At 69.9% G+C, this 17619-nt stretch carries 19 protein-coding genes and 1 pseudogene; 8 read left to right on the top strand and 12 right to left on the bottom strand.

Annotated features, from left to right (window positions below; all coding sequences use genetic code 11):
• Positions 1-27: 27 nt before the first annotated feature.
• From holA to PKE85_RS14935, 3 genes are all read left to right on the top strand, one after another.
• Positions 28-1059 (top strand): DNA polymerase III subunit delta, encoded by a 1032-nt coding sequence (holA, locus tag PKE85_RS14945; RefSeq protein ID WP_271205559.1) that lies wholly within the window; start codon positions 28-30, stop codon positions 1057-1059.
• Between the two features lie 301 nt (positions 1060-1360).
• Positions 1361-1711: a transposase gene (locus PKE85_RS14940; RefSeq protein WP_271205558.1), complete on the top strand. Its 351-nt coding sequence runs from the start codon at positions 1361-1363 to the stop codon at positions 1709-1711.
• Positions 1711-2274 (top strand): IS3 family transposase, encoded by a 564-nt coding sequence (locus PKE85_RS14935; protein ID WP_271205557.1) that lies wholly within the window; start codon positions 1711-1713, stop codon positions 2272-2274. The genes PKE85_RS14940 and PKE85_RS14935 overlap by 1 nt, the downstream gene beginning before the upstream one ends.
• A 76-nt stretch (positions 2275-2350) precedes the next feature.
• On the opposite strand, the gene fae is transcribed toward PKE85_RS14935, so the two are convergent.
• Positions 2351-2863 carry a formaldehyde-activating enzyme gene (fae, locus tag PKE85_RS14930; protein ID WP_271205556.1) on the bottom strand — a complete coding sequence of 171 codons (513 nt, stop codon included), beginning with the start codon at positions 2861-2863 and terminating at the stop codon, positions 2351-2353.
• A gap of 267 nt (positions 2864-3130) precedes the next feature.
• Between fae and PKE85_RS14925 the strand changes: the two genes are divergently transcribed.
• From PKE85_RS14925 to PKE85_RS14915, 3 genes are all read left to right on the top strand, one after another.
• Positions 3131-3418, top strand: coding sequence for a co-chaperone GroES (locus PKE85_RS14925; RefSeq protein ID WP_271205555.1), 288 nt, complete (start codon positions 3131-3133; stop codon positions 3416-3418).
• A gap of 51 nt (positions 3419-3469) precedes the next feature.
• Complete coding sequence (gene groL / locus PKE85_RS14920) at positions 3470-5095, top strand: chaperonin GroEL (protein WP_271205554.1); 1626 nt, start codon at positions 3470-3472, stop codon at positions 5093-5095.
• A gap of 68 nt (positions 5096-5163) precedes the next feature.
• Positions 5164-6018, top strand: a complete 855-nt coding sequence (locus PKE85_RS14915; protein ID WP_271205553.1) for an alpha/beta fold hydrolase — start codon at positions 5164-5166, stop codon at positions 6016-6018.
• A gap of 11 nt (positions 6019-6029) precedes the next feature.
• Here PKE85_RS14915 and PKE85_RS14910 read toward each other — a convergent pair whose 3' ends face one another.
• Genes PKE85_RS14910 through PKE85_RS14865 form a run of 10 tightly spaced genes read right to left on the bottom strand, consistent with a single transcriptional unit; the run spans position 6030 to position 15859 of the window.
• Complete coding sequence (locus PKE85_RS14910) at positions 6030-7421, bottom strand: amidase family protein (RefSeq protein WP_271205552.1); 1392 nt, start codon at positions 7419-7421, stop codon at positions 6030-6032.
• Positions 7418-8716, bottom strand: coding sequence for a M20 family metallopeptidase (locus tag PKE85_RS14905; RefSeq protein WP_271205551.1), 1299 nt, complete (start codon positions 8714-8716; stop codon positions 7418-7420). Before PKE85_RS14905 ends, PKE85_RS14910 begins: the two co-directional genes overlap by 4 nt.
• Before the next feature lie 26 nt (positions 8717-8742).
• Complete coding sequence (locus tag PKE85_RS14900; protein WP_271205550.1) at positions 8743-9585, bottom strand: ABC transporter permease; 843 nt, start codon at positions 9583-9585, stop codon at positions 8743-8745.
• Between the two features lie 4 nt (positions 9586-9589).
• Complete coding sequence (locus PKE85_RS14895) at positions 9590-10399, bottom strand: ABC transporter ATP-binding protein (protein WP_271205549.1); 810 nt, start codon at positions 10397-10399, stop codon at positions 9590-9592.
• The gene (locus tag PKE85_RS14890) at positions 10396-11361 is read right to left on the bottom strand and encodes an ABC transporter substrate-binding protein (protein ID WP_271205548.1); all 966 of its coding nucleotides are present in this window, start codon (positions 11359-11361) and stop codon (positions 10396-10398) included. Before PKE85_RS14890 ends, PKE85_RS14895 begins: the two co-directional genes overlap by 4 nt.
• Positions 11362-11413: 52 nt before the next feature.
• Positions 11414-12850 (bottom strand): amidase, encoded by a 1437-nt coding sequence (locus PKE85_RS14885; RefSeq protein WP_271205547.1) that lies wholly within the window; start codon positions 12848-12850, stop codon positions 11414-11416.
• Complete coding sequence (locus tag PKE85_RS14880) at positions 12847-13278, bottom strand: RidA family protein (protein WP_271205546.1); 432 nt, start codon at positions 13276-13278, stop codon at positions 12847-12849. The genes PKE85_RS14885 and PKE85_RS14880 overlap by 4 nt, the downstream gene beginning before the upstream one ends.
• A complete protein-coding gene (locus tag PKE85_RS14875; protein ID WP_271205545.1) occupies positions 13275-14057 on the bottom strand; it encodes an ABC transporter permease in 783 nt (260 codons plus the stop codon). The genes PKE85_RS14880 and PKE85_RS14875 overlap by 4 nt, the downstream gene beginning before the upstream one ends.
• Positions 14044-14838: an ABC transporter ATP-binding protein gene (locus PKE85_RS14870; protein ID WP_271205544.1), complete on the bottom strand. Its 795-nt coding sequence runs from the start codon at positions 14836-14838 to the stop codon at positions 14044-14046. Before PKE85_RS14870 ends, PKE85_RS14875 begins: the two co-directional genes overlap by 14 nt.
• Before the next feature lie 10 nt (positions 14839-14848).
• Positions 14849-15859 carry a taurine ABC transporter substrate-binding protein gene (locus PKE85_RS14865; protein WP_271205543.1) on the bottom strand — a complete coding sequence of 337 codons (1011 nt, stop codon included), beginning with the start codon at positions 15857-15859 and terminating at the stop codon, positions 14849-14851.
• Between the two features lie 328 nt (positions 15860-16187).
• Between PKE85_RS14865 and PKE85_RS14860 the strand changes: the two genes are divergently transcribed.
• Positions 16188-16991 carry a Crp/Fnr family transcriptional regulator gene (locus PKE85_RS14860; protein ID WP_271205542.1) on the top strand — a complete coding sequence of 268 codons (804 nt, stop codon included), beginning with the start codon at positions 16188-16190 and terminating at the stop codon, positions 16989-16991.
• A gap of 102 nt (positions 16992-17093) precedes the next feature.
• Here the strand turns inward: PKE85_RS14860 and PKE85_RS14855 are convergent.
• Positions 17094-17360: pseudogene (locus PKE85_RS14855) on the bottom strand (integrase core domain-containing protein); the annotation flags it as partial.
• A 39-nt stretch (positions 17361-17399) separates the two neighbouring features.
• Between PKE85_RS14855 and PKE85_RS14850 the strand changes: the two are divergent.
• Positions 17400-17619, top strand: a 220-nt coding sequence (locus PKE85_RS14850) for a hypothetical protein (RefSeq protein WP_271205541.1), incomplete at its 3' end; no start/stop codon positions are given.

Raw genomic sequence — 17619 nt, 5'->3', positions numbered from 1 at the left:
GCGCCTTCCGCCCGCGACAACCGCGGCATGGTCGCGATCAAAGCCTCAGGCGTCGACGCCTTTCTCGCCAGGCCCCCGGCGGAGGTCTGCGCCGTCCTGATCTACGGGCCGGACGCGGGCCTGGTGGCCGAGCGCGCCGAGCGTCTCGCCGCCCGCGCGCTGGAGGGCTCCGACGACCCGTTCGCGCTGGTGCGGCTCGAAGGCGACGACGTCGCCTCCGATCCCGGCCGGCTGGCGGACGAGGCCCGCACCATCGCCCTGTTCGGCGGCAAGCGGCTGATCCGGGTCAAGGTGGGCGGCCGGGCGCTGAACCTCGCGCTCGAGGGCCTGCTGGGCGGGCCGCAGCCGGACGCGCTGACGCTGCTGGAGGCGGGCGACCTCAAGAAGACCAACCCGCTCCGGACCCTGTGCGAGAAGAGCCCGCGCGCCGCCGCCCTGCCCTGCTACCCGGACGAGGCCGGCGCCCGCGAGCGCCTGATCGACGAGGAGCTGCGCGCGGCCGGGCTCGGCATCGCGCCCGAGGCCCGGGCGCTGCTTTCCGCCTCGCTCGGACCGGACCGTCTCGCCGCGCGGGGCGAGGTGCGCAAGCTCTGCCTCTACGCCATGGGCCAGAGCCGGATCGAGGCCGACGACGTGGCGGCCGTCATCCCCGAGGCCGGCGACGTGGGCCAGGACGCGGCGGTGGACGCCGCCTTCGCCGGCCGCGCGGGCGATCTGGTCGCGGCGCTGAAGACGCTCAGGGCCAACGGGACGCCGCCCTCGGTGGTGGTGGGCGCGGCGCTGCGCCACGCGCTGACCCTGCACCGTCTGCGCGCCGACGTGGAGGCGGGCCGCGGCGCGCGGCAGGTGATGGAGGCGAACGGCTTCCTGTTTCACTTCCGCCGCAAGGACGCCGCCGAGAAGGCGCTGGGCGCCTGGACCGGCGAGCGGCTGGAGCAGACGATCGTGCGGCTGGGCGACGCGGTGGCCGCCGGGCGCAGGACCGCGGGCCTCGGCGAGGCGGTGGCCGAACGCGTCCTGCTCGGCCTCGCGATCGAAGCCGCGCGCCGGCCGCGCTGAACCGCCCGGACGGCGCCCGCCGGCGATGGGGCGACCTTCGCGCGGGGACGTGGGTTCGTCGACGTCCCGCGAGCGGCGCCCGCCGACCGCCTCGGCTCGCGGCGCGCGCGATCCCGACCGAAACGTCCCGACCCAACGCCCGAGCGACGCGATCGTCTGAACCGAGACGAAAAAAATCATGGTAAAAACAATTGACAGCGAAATGATGACGCGAAACCAATTGTGGAGTGCGCCCCTTAAGGCGGACAGCGTGACGGCCAGCAATTGACCGGACAGCCGGGCTTTCGAGGGATGAAAGCCCATGGCCCGACACCGCACTCACAGCATCGAGTTCAAGCGTCAGGTGGCGCAGGATTATCAGGCGGGCGAGACGCTTCACAGCCTCGCCCGACGACATGATCTGTCGCGCAACCTGATCCGCATCTGGATCCAGAAGTTCGAGGCCGGCGCCTTCGACGACGTGGCGGCCGCGGCCGATACGGTCGAGGCCTACGAGGCGCGCATCGCCGCGCTGGGGCGGCTCGTTGGCAGACAAGCTCTGGAGATCGAGTTCCTAAAGGGGGCTCTGAAGCACGGACCACGGCCGAGAAGCGCGACGACATCCGTCGTCACCGGCCCCGCGGCGTCTCCGTCGCAGAAGGATGCCGGCTGATGGGGCTCGCGCGCTTGACCTATTATGACAAGCCGGCCACCAGCATCGACGACACGGCGCTCGTCGAGACGATGGCGGCGGTCTCCGACAGCTTCGAGGCCTATGGCTACCGTCGGATGCAGGCATCGCTGCGGCACCGCGGCTTTGTCGTGAACCACAAAAAGATCCGGCGCCTGATGCGCGAGCATGGTCTTCAACCACGTCGGCGCCGGCGCTATGTCGCCACCACTGATGGCGATCATGAACTGCCGATCTTCCCGAACCTGGCGAAGGATATCGTGCCGGATGCGCCGAACCAGCTCTGGGTGGCCGACATCACCTACGTGGCGATCACCGCTGGCTTCGTCTACGTTGCCGTCATCCTCGATGCTTGGTCGCGCAAGGTCGTCGGCTACGCGCAAGAGCGCGGGCCCGGCCCAACACCCCGCTGCGCTCGATGCGGAGGGCGGCGTTCAGCTTCGGCCGCCGGGTCTACCGCCAGCGCAACCTCGCGAACGCGTCTTCAACCGCATCGAGCGGATGAGCGGCAGCCGGCGTCCGGACCTTCCGCGCGGCCGCCGTGACGTGACGGCGGGCGGGGCCGTCTGAGCCGCAGGCTCATGCTGCCCTCGCGATAAAGCCCGCGCCGCCGCTTGTGGATCACCCGTTCGCGGCGAAGGGGTGCTTCGCGGTCGAGGCCTGGGCCACGACGTCCCTGGCCTTCGGCTCGCCGGCGACGGCGCGCTTGAGGGCTTCCTTGGTCGCTTCGTAGTTGTACTGCTGGATCTTGGCGTCGTCCGCCGCCTCCCAGTGGATGAACACGCCGACCGAGATGAACAGGTCTTCGGCCTCGTCCTCGGGGATCACGCCTTCGGCGACCGAGTCCACGACCGCCTTGGCGACGCCGTACTGGGCCGGGCCGAACAGCTGAACCGCCTGACGGGCGTCCTTGATGGTGACCTTGTTGAACAGGATCGTGTTCGGCTTCGCGAGAAGGTTCGGCGTCACGACCGCGAGCAGCGAGGTGAAGCCGTCTTTGTTGTTGGTCAGCGAGTTTACGAACGCCGTTTCGGCGGAAGACCCGCGCGGGCCGATGATGAGGTCGATGTGGGCGACTTCGTTGCCGTCGCCGACCAGCGACTCGCCGATCAAGGTCTTCGTAATCTTGGCCATGATGGTCCCTTGAGATGCTGCGGGTTCCGGGCGGCGGACGCCGCGCCGGCGCCTCGCACGATGCGCGAGGAGAGCCCGATGCTCCGCGAAGCCCCTCGGGTCGTCAACATAATTATATATATTTGATAGATTAACTTGATTTTATATGCGGCATTGGACAGGCTGCGTCGTCGGGAGGCCGCTCTTGAGCGCTTCCCGATCGGACCATGGGGCCGCGCGTGACCGACCGTTCGGCGGCCCGGCCCCACATCGACGGAGCGCCTGCGCATGAGCTTTCGACCGTTGCACGACCGCGTGCTGATCCGTCGCCTCGAGGGCGAAGAGAAGACAAAGGGCGGAATCATCATTCCCGACACGGCGAAGGAAAAGCCGCAGGAGGGCGAGGTCGTCGCCGTCGGGCCGGGCGCGCGCGACGAGAGCGGGAAGCTGGTGGCGCTGGACGTCAAGGCGGGAGACCGCGTCCTGTTCGGCAAGTGGTCCGGCGTCGAGGTCAAGATCGACGGCGCCGAAGTCCTGATCGTCAAGGAAGCCGACATTCTCGGCGTCGTCGGCTGACGCCATCCGTCTCCAGGGTCATGGCCCACGCGGCCTCAAAAGGAACTGCCCATGCCTGCCAAAGACGTGAAATTCAGCGCCGACGCCCGCGAACGCCTGTTGCGCGGCGTCGACATTCTCGCCAACGCCGTGAAGGTGACGCTCGGCCCGAAGGGCCGCAACGTCGTGATCGAGAGGTCCTTCGGCGCGCCCCGCATCACGAAGGACGGCGTGACGGTCGCCAAGGAGATCGAGCTCGAGGACAAGTTCGAAAACCTCGGCGCGCAGCTCGTCCGCGAAGTGGCGTCCAAGACCAACGACCTCGCCGGCGACGGCACCACCACCGCCACCGTGCTCGCCCAGGCGATCGTCCGGGAAGGCGCCAAGGCGGTGGCCGCGAGCCTCAACCCGCAGGATCTGAAGCGCGGCATCGACCTTGCGGTCGGGGTCGCGATCAAGGACATCGTCGAACGCTCCGCCAAGGTTTCGTCCCCCGACGAGATCGCGCAGGTCGGCACCATTTCGGCCAACGGCGAGAAGGAGATCGGCGACATCATCGCGGACGCCGTGCGGCGGGTGGGCAATGAAGGCGTCATCACGGTGGAGGAGGCGAAAAGCCTCGAAACGGAGCTCGACGTGGTCGAGGGCCTCCAGTTCGACCGAGGCTATCTCTCGCCGTACTTCATCACCAACGCCGAGAAGCTGATCGTTGATTTCGAAGACGTCTACATCCTGATTCATGAGAAGAAGCTCGCCAGCCTTCAGCCCCTGCTGCCGGTGCTCGAAGCGGTGGTGCAGACGGCGAAGCCGCTTCTGATCATCGCGGAGGACGTGGAGGGCGAGGCGCTTGCGACCCTCGTGGTCAACAAGCTGCGTGGCGGTCTCAAGGTCGCTGCGGTCAAGGCGCCTGGCTTCGGCGATCGGCGCAAGGCGCAGCTTGAAGACATCGCCATCCTCACCAACGGCCAGGTCATTTCCGAGGACGTCGGCATCAAGCTCGAAAACGTCACGATCGACCAGCTCGGCCGCGCCCGGAAGGTCCGGATCGAGAAGGAGAACACCACGATCGTGGATGGGGCGGGCGAGCCGGAGGCCATCAAGGGGCGCGCGGCGCAGATCAAGGCGCAGATCGAGGAGGCCACTTCCGACTATGACCGCGAGAAGCTGCAGGAGCGTCTCGCGAAAATCGCCGGCGGCGTCGCCGTGATCCGCGTCGGAGGCGCGACCGAGATCGAGGTGAAGGAGAAGAAGGATCGGGTCGACGACGCCCTGAACGCCACCCGCGCCGCGATCGAGGAAGGCGTCGTGCCCGGTGGCGGCGTCGCGCTTCTGCGCGCCCGCAAAGCGGTCGCCGATATCCAGCACGACAATCCGGACGTGCGGGCCGGCGTCCACATCGTGCTGAAGGCGCTTGAGGCGCCTGTCCGTCAGATCTCGGAGAACGCCGGCGTCGAAGGCTCGATCGTGGTCGGCAAGATCCTCGACAACCCGTCGCCGACCTTCGGCTTCAACGCCCAGTCGGAGACCTACGTCGACCTCATCGAGGCTGGCATTCTCGACCCCGTGAAGGTGGTCCGGACGGCGCTGCAGGACGCCGCTTCGGTCGCCGGCCTGCTCGTGACGACCGAGGCGCTGGTGGCGGAGCTGCCGAAGGAAAGGGGCGCAGCTCCTGGCCCGGCCGCGGGTCTCGACTACTGAGCCTGAGCCTCCGGCGGTCCGGCGTCATCGCCGGGCCGCCGGAGGCGCGCCATCCGCGGAGCAGCGCCATGAACGTCAAACCCGCCTGGCCCGAAAGCCGCTTCATCTCGATTGGAGGGGCGCGCCATCACTACGTCGCGTCGGGAGACGCGGGTCCGACGGTCGTGTTCCTTCATGGCTACGGCGACAGCTGGCGCAGCTTCGAACCTCTGCTTCCGGCTTTCGGAGACGGATTCCGGATCCTCGTGCTCGATCAGCGCGGTCATGGGCGCACGGCCGAGACCGAAAGCTATGCGATCGCGGATTTCACCGGCGACGCGATCGCCTTCATCGGCGCGATCGCGTCCGGACCCGTTCATCTCGTCGGGCATTCGCTGGGCGCGATCGTGGCGTTGCGCCTCGCGGAGCGTCGGCCGGATCTGCTGCGCAGCCTGACCGTGATTGGCGGCGCGCCCACCGCCGCGGGCAACGCGACGCTGACGGCGGTGCGCGCCGAGCTCGCGGAACTGGGCGACGACATCACGGACGACTTCATAGCCGCTTTCCAGACGTCCGGGTTCGCGGCGCCGGTGCGCCTGCGCCGTCGGGCGCTCGTCGCCGACAGCCGGCGGCTGACGGCGCGCACCTGGCGCGGCGCGCTCGATGGCCTTCTGACCGAACCCTACCCGGACGAGCGCGCGCCGGCCGGATTGCCTGCGCTCTCGCTCTGGGGCGCGCGGGACGGCATCTTCAATCGCGGCGCCCAGGTGGCGCTGATGAGGGCCGCGCCTCACATCGAGGCGATCCATTACGCGGGCGTCGGTCATTCGCCGCACTGGGAGATCGCCGACCAGGTCGCGAGCGACCTCGTGCGCTTCATCCAATCCGTCGAAGGGGACGTGGGCCGCGCCGAGACGGCGTTCTATGGCGGCGCCTCCGGCTGACGGCTGCGCGGTCATGGGGAGCGGGACGCCGGAACGGCTCCCGCAACCGCGGCCTCGAACCGCCCCGCAAGACCGCGCAGGGTCGCATCCTTTGTCGCCCGCGCAAGAAAGCATACCGAGGAGGGCAGCCCGTCCGAGCGGCCATTTCCGGGCGCGGCGACGGCGCAGAGATCGAGCGGGTTGGCGAAGTAGGTGTAGCTGCCCATGATCGTGTTCCGGCTCAGAGGCTCTTCGAGCAGGTCGTCGATCGTGAAGATGGTCGGCACGGTTGGGACCACGAGCGCGTCGGCGCCGGCGAGCGCGGCCTGCGCCCGCCGCTTCAGCGCCGCCAGGGCGTAGATCGCCTCGAAGGCGTCCTTTGCGGTGTGGCCGGCGCCCGGCTCGATGGCGGACCGGACTGCAGGATGCACGGCCGCAGGATCGCGTTCGAGAACCGCGCCGTATTCGACCAGCCGCTCGGCCACGAAGGCCGAACCGAACACCAGCCGTCCCGCCTCCTGAAACGGCGAGAAGTCGATCTCCTTCAGCCGGAACCCGGCGGTCCGCAGCGCGGCGAGATCCGCCTCGTAGGCGGCCGCGGCCGCGCGGTCGCCGAAGAACCGGAGCTGGTCCGGGAGGATCGTGGCGAGCACCCCGGTCCCGTCGCCGGACGGCGTGAGATCGATGGCGTCGGCGTCCTCCCGGCTGAAGGGATCGTCGGGATCGTGTCCGGCCATCGTCTCCAGCGCTTCGTAAGCCTCGGCCGACGACGCCGCGAACACCGACAGCGTGTCGAACAGGCGGCTGTTGTAGAGCAGTCCCCGGCCGCTCACGAGGCCAAGCGTCGGCTTCACGCCGACGACGCCGTTGCAGGCCGCGGGCACGCGGCCCGAGCCGCCGGTGTCGGTGCCGATCGCGAACGACACCAGCCCGCGCGCGACCGCGACCGCCGATCCCGAGCTTGATCCCCCCGGGATGTAGGCCGGATTCACGGCGTTGCGGCACAGGGGTTCGCGGCTGCGGGTTCCGTTCAGGCCGGTCGCGAACTGGTCCAGCGTGTTCTTCGCCACCACCACGGCGCCGGCGGCTTCGAGCTTCGCGACGGCGTGGGCGCTGTGCTCGGGGCGCAGGTCGATCGCCGAGCAGTTGCTGGTGGTGGGCAGGCCCGCCACATGGATGTTGTCCTTCACCGAGACGGCGAGGCCCGCCAGCGGCTGAGCCGCCCCGCTCGCCCGACGGTCCTCCACCGCCCGGGCCGCGGATCGCACCGCCGCCTCGTCCGCGATGGCGAGGAACACGCCGTCACCGGCCGCCGAACGCACGCGACGCAGGCTCTCGCTCACGAGCTGCTCCACGGAGGCGCCGTCGCGAAGAGCCCGGCGGACCGAGGCGAAGTCCAGCGCCAGGCCCGCGAGCGCGCTCACGCCTCGGCCTCATGGCCCAGCAGGTCGAGGACGGTCAGCGCCAGGATCCTGGTGGCCGCCACCGCCTTGTCGATGTGGATGTACTCGTTCACCGGCGGCCAGCCGTCCTCGCCGGGGCCGAAGGTGACGGCCGGGAAGCCGCGCTCGGAAAACCGGATCGTGTCGTTGAAGGCGTTCTTGCGGTAGAGCCGCGGCCGCTCGCTCAGCACGCGCTCATAGGCGCGCGACAGGGCGGCGACCGGCTCGGCCGTCTCGTCCTGCTCGATCGTCGCCGAAACGAACAGCGATCCGGGCGCCAGCCGCGCCTCGACGATCAGGTCGGGGTCCTCGGAACGGGCGGCGTCGAGCGTCCGCTCGATGTCGGCGAGCACGCCCTCGGCGGTCTGTCCCGGCACGAGCCCGACCACGCCGAAGATGGCCCGGGCGCGGTCCGGCGTGAACTGCAGCTCCCGCGGCTCGCCCGCGGCGACCCGGAGAACGGAAGCCAGCGGAGGCGTGCCGCCGGCGCGCTTCGCCGGCGCGTGAGCGAACGCCGTCGCCTCCACGCGCGGGATCAGCTTCGCCAGCTTCGATCCGGCGTTCACGCCGGTGTCGGGCCGCCACAGATGCGTCTTGACCCCACGGACGGCGACCTCCACCAGCGCGTGGCCGCCGTTCGCCACCGCGACGCCCATGCCCCACCGACCTTCCGGTTCGGTCCAGCCGGTGGGCTCGCAGACGATGACATGGTCGGCGGCCAGCCCGGTCTCCTCGAGCAGGAAGATCGACCCGTCCGGGCCGTTGCGCTCCTCATCCACGGTGAAGACGAGCTTGAGTTCGCCCTTCAGCGTCACGCCGGCCTCGCGGATGGCGCGAACGGCCAGCAGGATCGCGGCGAGGTTGCCGCGGGTGTCGGAGGTTCCGCGCGCATAGAGCCGGTCGCCGCGCCGCGTCGGCCGGAACGGATGGCCGCCGGTCTCGGTCCAGGCGCTCCAGTCGCCGGCGGGATAGGTGTCGAGGTGGTCGTTTAGGATCAGCGACGGGCCGGAGGTCGCCGCGCCCGGGAGCACGCCGATCACGTTCGGCCGCCCTTCCCGCCGGGCGACCAGCTCGACTTCGAAGCCATAGGATTTCAGCAGCGCGGCGACATAGAGCGCGGCGGCTTCCTCCCGCGCCGGAGGCTCGTCGGGATCGAGCGGGTTCTCGGCCTCGGGCTGGCCGGCGGGAATGAGCGCTGCGGCGAGCTCGAGCCAGGCCTGTTCGGTGATGCGGTCGAGCACGGCGGCTTCGCGCCCGCCGGGGGCGGAGTTGGTCATGGACAGTGATCCGAAGGGGAGGGCGATCAGGCGCCGGGCGCGCCGCGAAGCGAGGACGTCATGGGGCGGCGATCGTCCGCGCGCGCCGGGCGGCCGCCGGTCTCGCGGGCGGCGTACCAGGGAAACAGCAGGCGGACGGCGCGTTCGAAAACGAGATCGGCGGCGAAGCCCATCAGCCCGAGCGCGGCGAGTCCGACGAACATCAGGTCGACGCGGAACACCTGCTGCGACACCTGGATGAGATAGCCGACGCCATGCAGCGCGCCGGCGAGTTCGGCCGCGACCAGCAGCACCATGGCGATGGACAGGCTGACCCGGAGCCCGGCGAGGATCATCGGCAGCGCGGCCGGCAGGACCACGAAGATGAGCATGCGCCAGCCGGAGGCGCCGAGGCTTTCGCCAGCGCGCACGAACAGCTGGCTGACGTCGCGCACGCCGATGAACGCGTTCACCCAGACCGGGAAAAACACCCCCCAGGCGATGAGGAAGATCTTGGACGTCTCGCCGATGCCGAACCAGAAGATCGCGAGCGGCACGAAGGCGAGCGACGGGATGGCCCGGAACACCTGAACCAGCGGATTGAACAGTCCGTAGAGGAGGTCCGAGCGCGCGAAGGCCACGCCTGACGCGACGCCAAGGGTGGCCCCGATGGCGAAGCCCAGCGCCGCGCGCCAGAGGCTGGCGGCGAGGTGCGCGCCCAGCTCCCCGGTTTCGGCGAGCGCCGCGCCGGAGCGCAGCACCACGCTCGGCGCGGGCAGCATCACCGGGCTGACGAGGCCGCTGCGGCTCAGCGCCTCCCAGGCGATCAGGAAGCCGCCCGTCCCCGCGAGCCCCAGCGCCGCGGAGCGGCTGAAGAACGCCTTCGCCATCGTCCTACTCCGTTGTCTCGGCGCCGATCGCGTCGGCGAGATGGGCGTAGAGCGCGTTGAAGCCCGGCGCCGTGCGCCGCCGCGGGCGCGGCAGGTCGACGGTGACATCCGCCGCCACCCGGCCCGGATGGGGCGACAGCACCACGACGCGGTCGCCGAGCGTGATCGCCTCGGCGATGTTGTGGGTCACGAACAGGACGGTCTTCGAACGGGCCTCATGGATCGCGAGCAGCTGGCGCTGCAGCGCGGCGCGCGTCATGGCGTCGAGCGCCGCGAACGGTTCGTCCATCAGAAGCACGGCGGGATCGGTGGCGAGCGCGCGCGCGATGGCGACCCGCTGCTTCATGCCGCCGGACAGTTCCGCGGGATAGCGGTCCGCCGCGTCCGGCAGGCCAACGAGAGCGAGCAGCTCCCTGGCGGTCTGCCGCCGCGCGGCGGGCCCCTGACCCGCCATGCGCGGCCCGAAGGCCACGTTCTGGCCAGCCGTCAGCCACGGGAACAGCGAATAGTCCTGGAACACGACGCCGCGGCTCGGGCTCGGGCCCCGGACCGTCTCGCCGTCGACCGTGATGCGGCCCGACGATGGCGTGACGAAGCCCGCGATCATGTTGAGCAGCGTCGTCTTTCCGCACCCGCTCGGGCCGAGCAGGCAGACGAACTCCCCACGCGCGACCGACAGCGAGACTCCGTCGAGCGCGGTGGTCTCCGTCCCGAGCGCCGACCGATAGACATGGGAGACGCCGTCGATCTCGAGCAGAGGCCGGATCGAGACGCCCGCCGTCACGGGCCCCTCGAGGATCGCGGCGGCGGTCATTCGCCCTGCGCCGCCCGGAGCGGGGCGTCCACCACCACCTTGTCGAAATCAGGGATGGCCGCGTCCGGACGCACGAGCTTGTTGTCGATCGCCCACTGAGCCTGCGTCTTCAGATCCGCGACGAGCTGAGGCTTGTCGAGCGCGACCTGGAAGTTGAAGCGGTCCCAGAAGCCCTTGGTCGTCTCCGGGGACAGCTTGATCTTCTCGGACACGATCGCGATCGCGGCCTCCGGATCGGTCTTGACGACCTTGTCGGCCTCGATCAGCGCCTTCAGCGCCTTCGTCACCAGTTCCGGCTTCTCGTCGATGGTCGACTGCAGGGTGATGATCGCCGAGTAGCCGAAATAGAGGCCCGGGGTCTTCAGCGCGTGGAACCGGCCCCCGCCGACGCTGAGCGCCTTGGAGATGTGCGGCTCGGTCCAGACGAAGGCGTCGAGCGCGCCATTGTCGAGGCTGGTGACGAAGTCGGACGGCGTCAGGCTGACGGCGGTCACGTCGGAGAGCTTCAGGCCGGCGGATTCCAGCGCCTTGAGCAGGTAGTAGTGGGCGTTGGTGCCCTGCGAATAGCCGACCTTCTTGCCCTTCAGCCCGGCGATCGAGGTGATGTCCTTCGACGTCACCACGTCGAACGGCTCGTGGCGGTTCAGCGTGCCGATGATGCGGACCGGCAGCCCGTTCAGAGCGGCGAACACCACCGGCGTCTCCGCCGCGGTGCCGATCGCGACGCCGCCGCCCACCAGAGCGTCGAGCACGAGGCGCCCGGAGGGGAAGGTCACGGCCTTCGGGTTCAACCCCTGCTTTTCCCAGAGCTTCTGGCTGTCGGCCACATAGAACTGGCCCCAGGAGGCGCTCTGGCCCTCGCCGATGACGATGTCCTGGGCCGCCGCGGGCGCCGCCGCGGCCAGGGCGAGAACGGTTGCGGCGAAGAAGCTGCGGAGCGGGCGGAAGGAGAAGGACGTCATGGCCGTTTGACTCGGTGTGAGAAGGGAGGAAGGGACAAGGGAAGCGCGCGCGTCACGCGGGATCGGGAACGCGGGCGAAGGGGCGCGCGGCCTCGAACGCCGTGGCGGCGGTCAGAACCCGCGCCTCGGCGTATTTGGGCCCCACGATCTGGAGGCCGACCGGAAGGCCGGCGCGGGTCAGACCGGCGGGAACGCTGGCCGCCGGCTGCTGCGTGAGATTGAACGGATAGGCGAAGGGCGACGGCGTGACGCCGCGGGAGCCGCTGGTGGTGGCGAAGTCCGCCGGCAGAGCCGGGACGGCCGTCGTCGGCGTCAGCAGCAGGTGGAAGCGTTCGTGCAGCAGGCCGAACCGGCGCCCCAGCGCCTCCCGCGCCTCGGCCGCGCCGAGATAGGTCACCGCGTCGATCGCCCGGCCCCGCTCGGCCACCGCCCGGAAGTCCGGGTCGGCGAGCGCGGCGCGCCCCTCGGGCAGATTGGCGAACAGCCGCGCCACCGCGGCGTCGGCCAGCGTGCGGTAGACCGGCAGCGGGTCGTCGAGGCCGAGATCGACCGGCTCCACATGGGCGCCGAGCTCCTCGAACGCCTGCGCCGCCCGCGCCACGATCTCCGCCACCTCCGGATCGACCTCGGCGTAGCCGAGGTCCGGGCTGAATCCGATCTTCAGCCCCGCGACGCCCGCATCCAGACCGTCGAGCCAGTCGTCCGGCGCTTTCGGCAGGGCGCGCCAGTCGCGCGGATCGGGTCGGGCGATGGCGTGGAGCAGCAGCGCGGCGTCGGCGACGGTGCGGGTCAGCGGCGTCACGTGGAACAGGGTGTGGGTGTGCGCCGACGGATAGCCCGCGACGCGGCCGAAGGTGGGCTTCAGTCCGAACGCGCCGGAATTCGCGGCCGGCAGCCGTGTCGAGCCGCCGCCGTCGGTCGCCACATTGAGCGGGGCGAGATTGAGCGCCGCGCTCGCCGCCGCGCCGCCGCTGCTTCCACCGGCGGTGCGGGACAGGTCCCAGGGGTTGCGGGTGAGGCCGGTCAGCGGGCTGTCGGCGAGCGCCGTCCAGCCGAATTCCGAAGTGGTGGTCTTGCCGAGCAGCACCGCGCCGGCCTCCCGCAGCCTCGCGGTCACAGGGGAATCCTCGTCCCAGGCCTGCTCCGGGTCGACCACATGGCTGCCTCGCAGGGTCGGCCAGCCTTTCGCGGCGATCAGGTCCTTCAGCGTGGCGGGCGCGCCGTCGATGGGGCTGAGCGGCGCGCCGCGCCTCCAGCGCTCCTCGGACGCCGCGGCGTCCCGGCGCGCCGCCTCGGGATCGAGCAGCGCGAAGGCGTTGACCACGGGATCAAGGCGGGCGATGCGTTCAAGCGTCTGGTCGAGAACCTCGACGGGGGAGGCTTTCCCCGCGCGGTAGAGAGCCCCGAGCTCCGCCGCTGAAAGGCGGGCGAGGTCGTCGTTCGCAGGCGCAGGAGCCACGGGGCGGGCCAGGTCGGTCTGTGCGGTCATCGCGTGATCCTCGTCGGGGTCGGGGCGTCGCCGGCCGAAGCCCCGGGAACCAGGGCGATCGCCTCGATCTCGACCGCCGCGCCCTGCTCGATGGCGGTGACGCCGACGCCGGTCGTCGCCGGCGGGTCGACCGGGAACAGCTCCCGGCGGATGCGGTCGAGCACCGGCCACTGGGTCGGACGGTCGGTGAAGTACATCGTGAGCCTGACAACGTGCTCCAGCCCGGAACCGTGCGCGGTCAGGATCAGGTCGAGCTCCTCGAAGATGCGGCGGATCTGGGCCTCGACGCCCTCCACCACCCTGCCCGTCACCGGATCGGCCCCGATGACGCCTGCGGTGAAGACGAAACCGCCCGCCCGCACGCCGGGCGAGACCCAGCCTTCGAAGATCGGCCCGAGGCCGGGAACGGGATTGACGACGCGGCTCATGAACGGCCCTCCCAGTGCACGTAGCGGCGACCGAGCCAGGCCAGGCCGCGGTCGGCGAGGAAGCCGATCGCGCCGATCAGGATGATGCCGACGAACACGTCGTTGGTTTTGAAGAAGGTGCTGGCGTCGCTGATGACGAAGCCGAGCCCCCGGTCGCCCCCGAGCAGTTCCGCCGCGACCAGGATCGACAGGGCGGTGGCGAGCGCGACGCGCAGGCCGACCATGGTCTGCGGCAGCGCAGCCGGCAGGATGACCCGCCAGAACGCCTGCCACCGCGAAGCCCCAAGCGAGCGCGCGGCGCGGATCTTGTCCTGCGGGCAGGCCGCGACGCCCGCCTGCGCGTTCAGCGCCACGATCAGCATCGCGGAGTAGAAGATGATGAGGATCTTCGAGACCTCGCCGATCCCGAACCACAGGATGAACAGCGAGATGAAGGCGAGCGGCGGAATCGGCCGCACGACCTCGAACGGGATCAGGAAGGCCGCGTCCACCTTCGAATGCACGCCGCGCATCAGGCCGATCGTCACGCCGACCACGACCGCCGCCAGAAAGGCCGCCGCCACGCGGTAGAGGCTCACGCCCATATGGGTCAGCACGCCGACGCCGGCGTAGCCGTCCACGATCACGTCCCGCAACGCGGCCGCGATCGCCCCGGGGGGAGGCAGCAGCAGCGGATCGACCAGCCCGAACCGGCTGAGAGCGTCCCACAGCAGCACGAGCGCCGCGGGCGAGGCCAGGGCGACGAGCCAATAGGCGGCGTCCCGGTCACGCGGCCGCATGGCGGCTCTCCGCGGCGGGACGGAGCCCGTCCTTCATGGTGAGATAGATCTCCTCCCGCAGGCGGAGAAACTCGGGGCGCAGACGGTTGAGCGCGTTCCAGCGCGGCGCCGGCAGGTCGACGCGGAACTCGGCCGCGACGCCCCCGCCGCCGCGGGACAGCACGAGAACGCGGTCGGCCACGAACACCGCTTCCTCGATGTCATGGGTCACGAACACGATGGCGCAACGGGTCGCGGCGTTGATCCGCAGCACCTCCTCCTGCAGCGTCTCCCGGGTCTGGACGTCGACCGCCGCGAAAGGCTCGTCCATGAGCATCACCCGCGGCTCGGCGGCGAGCACCCGGGCGACGCCGACGCGCTGCCGCATACCGCCCGACATTTCATACGGAAAACGGTCCGCCACATCCGCAAGCCCGACCAGAGCGAGCAGCCTGTCGCTGGCCCTGCGCCGCTCCGCCTTCGCAACGCCGCGGCAGCTCAGCGCGAATTCGACGTTCGCCCGCGCCGTCAGCCAGTCGAACAGCGCCCCGCCCTGGAACACCACCGCCCGGTCCGACCCCGGCCCCGCGATCGGAGCGCCCTCGAGGGTGAGGCGCCCCGACCCGGGGAGGTTGAAGCCCGCGATCAGGTTGAGCAGGGTGGTCTTGCCGCAGCCCGATGGCCCAAGCAGCGCCAGAACCTCGCCGCGGCTAAGCGCGAACGACACCCGGTCCAGCACGGTCTCCGCGTCGTATCGGAACGACAGATCGACGGCTTCGAGAAGAGGGGGAGCGGCGCTCACGGTCGGCCCGTCAGCTCTTCTTCGACTTCAGGTAGTCGATCAGCGGCTGCTGGTCGATGATCGCGGTCCAGTCCGCCGGCTGCTCCTTGATGCGCTCAAGCGAGACGAGAAACGTCCCGATCTCCCGGGCCTGCTCGACGAACTTCGCGCTCGCCTTGTCGCCGGGCGCGCCGAGCCAGGCCGGCGACAGCTGCTGTTCGAAGCTCGGGCGCTCCACCTTCTGGCGCTCGACGAGCGCCTTGATCTCGTCGGGGCTCTTGTCGAGACGCCTGGCCTCGTATTTCAGGACCTCGTCCGGGTCGGACCTGAGCTTCGCCACCGCCCTGTCCCAGACCGCCAGGAACTTCTGGATGTCCTCGGCGTCGTTCTTCAGCGTCTCGTTGCGGCCGACCCACAGGCCATAGGCGAAGGCGCCGATGCTTGCGGTGGTCGCGATCCGCGCGCCGCCCGCCTCCTCGAGCTTGGCGATGTTCGGCTCCCAGGTGAAGGCGGCGTCGATCTGGCCCGCGGCGTAGGCGGGCGGAATCTGCGCCGGCGCGAGGTTGACCAGCGTGACCTCGGAGGCGGCGAGTCCCGCCGACTTCAGCGCGATCAGAATGTGGTTGTGGCCGGTGGAGCCGAAGGTGACGCCGATCCTCTTTCCCTTCAGATCCTTGATCTCCTTCACGCCGGATTTCGGGTTCGCGACGAGGCGCACCGATTCCGTGAAGGATTGGTCGACGAGGAACAGCGAGAACGGAATCTTGTTGGCGAAGCCGGTCACCACCGGGAACTCGCCGAGCCAGGCGATGTCGACCTCCTTGCCGGCGAGCGGCGACAGGATCGCGGGGCCGGCGGGGAAGGCGTGCAGCGAGTAGTCGAGGCCGGCCTCCTTAAACAGGCCCGCGCCCTCGGCGTACTGCAGGATCACCTGCACGTCGCCGGTCTGCCAGGCGATGCGGAGCTTCGCGGACGCGTCTCCGGTGGCTGCGAACAGCAGGGCGACCGCGGCGAGCGCGGCTTTGGCGCGATGGAACGGCATAAAAAATCCCCGAGAACACTTTCTACTGAATATATAGAATGCATGATGTCACGGGACGCGCTGTCAATTAATTGCAAACCGCAGCGACGGCGCGCGGCCCGGACCCTGGGACGGGCGCTGACCGCTCAGGCCACGGGCGCGATGGTCGCGACCGCGCGGCGCTCCCGGAGAGCGACCACCTTCGGCGCGGCGGAAGCGCTCTTCGCACGGGACGCACGAAGGGAGGCGACAAGCGCCGAACCATATTGCTATAAAATCTATAAATTGAATTTTATTATGGGTCGGCGAAACGATCGCCTCGGCTCGAGGGATAAGGCGCGGGTTCGCGATGCTGGATGCGCTTCGAGAGACAGACGTTCAAACGCATCACGTCGGCCGCGAGCGCCCGGAGCGACGCCGCGTCGGGCGCCTGCCGGGCGAAACGGCGCTGTTTCTCAGCGAGACCGCGCACGACCTCAACGTCGGCGCGCATTTCCTCGACCAGCTGACGGACGGCGAGCGCAAGCTCGTGGCGACGCGCGGCCGCTCCTACGGGGTGGGCGCCGGAGAGGCTGTGTTCACGCAGGGCGAACGGCACGGCGGCATTTTCATCATCGAGCAGGGGCGCGTGCGCGTGTTCTACACCGCGCCGTCCGGCCGAGAGATCACGCTCGCCTACTGGACGCCGGGGCATTTCATCGGCGGCCCCGAGATCGCGGGCGGCGGCGTCCATGTGTGGTCGGGCGAAGCGGTGGAGGACTGCCGCATTCTGCGCCTCGACAGCGCGGCCCTCCGCGATCTGGTGGCGACCGTCCCGAACTTCGCCCTGGCCCTCATCCAGGGGCTGGCGTCAAAGGGCAGATGCTATTCCTCGATGGCGCAAATGCTCGGCACGCGTTCGGTCATCGAACGGCTGGCGCAGTTCATCCTGAACCTCGGCGATCTTTATGGCGAGACCGACGGGAACGCCGTCAATATCCGGCGCCGGATCACCCATGATCAGATCGCCGCCATGGTGGGATCGACGCGGCAATGGGTGACGATGATGCTGAAGAGATTTCAGCGTGAAGGCCTCGTGACGGTCGACGCGCAGGGGATACGCATCGTCCAGATGGAACGATTGCAGGACATGGCCTCGGGCGACACGGGCTGAAACGCCGTACGCCCCCGGAGCGGGCGGTGATCCCGAATGATCCGCCCCCCTGAACTCCCCCGGATTTGCGTCCGGTCTGAGTGTGGGGCTCCGGACCTCGTTGGGCGTCAGCTGGCCCATAGGCGTGTGAGGCCGGCTCGTTGCGCCCCCGCCGCACGCCTCGACCCTTGCCCGGGCGTCGTCGAGCGACAGGAACCAATGGGCGTCGAGGCGCTCCGCCCTGAACTTGCCGTTGAAGCTTTCGACGAAGGCGCAGTCGGTCGGCTTGCCCGGCCGAGAGACGCCGAGCGTGACGCCGTTCTCATAGGCCCAGCGGTCCAGAGCCTTCGAGACGAACCCGGGACCGTTGTCGACCCGGATGGTCTTCGGGGCCCAGCCCTCTCGGCGCAGCAGGATGTCGATCCGAAAATGGCCGTACCGCACCCGGACCTGCGCGAGATCGCGGGCGCGCTTGGCGGCGTCATCGCCGACGGCGACCTGAAGGCGCACGAGGCGTTCCGCTCGCTGGTGGAGAGCGTGACGATCGCGCGGAGCGTCGTGGGCGAACCCGTGGCCGTCGACGTGCAGGGCCGCCTGTCCGCGCTGCTGGAGCGCGACCTGTATCCCACGTCTCGTTTCGTCGGGGGGG

Origin of the sequence: Methylopila jiangsuensis (assembly GCF_027922305.1) — a bacterium.
In the GTDB taxonomy this organism is placed as follows: Bacteria; Pseudomonadota; Alphaproteobacteria; order Rhizobiales; family Methylopilaceae; genus Methylopila; species Methylopila jiangsuensis.
The sequence above is the reverse complement of the archived record's forward strand: the minus strand, read 5'-3'. Positions and strand labels throughout refer to the sequence as shown.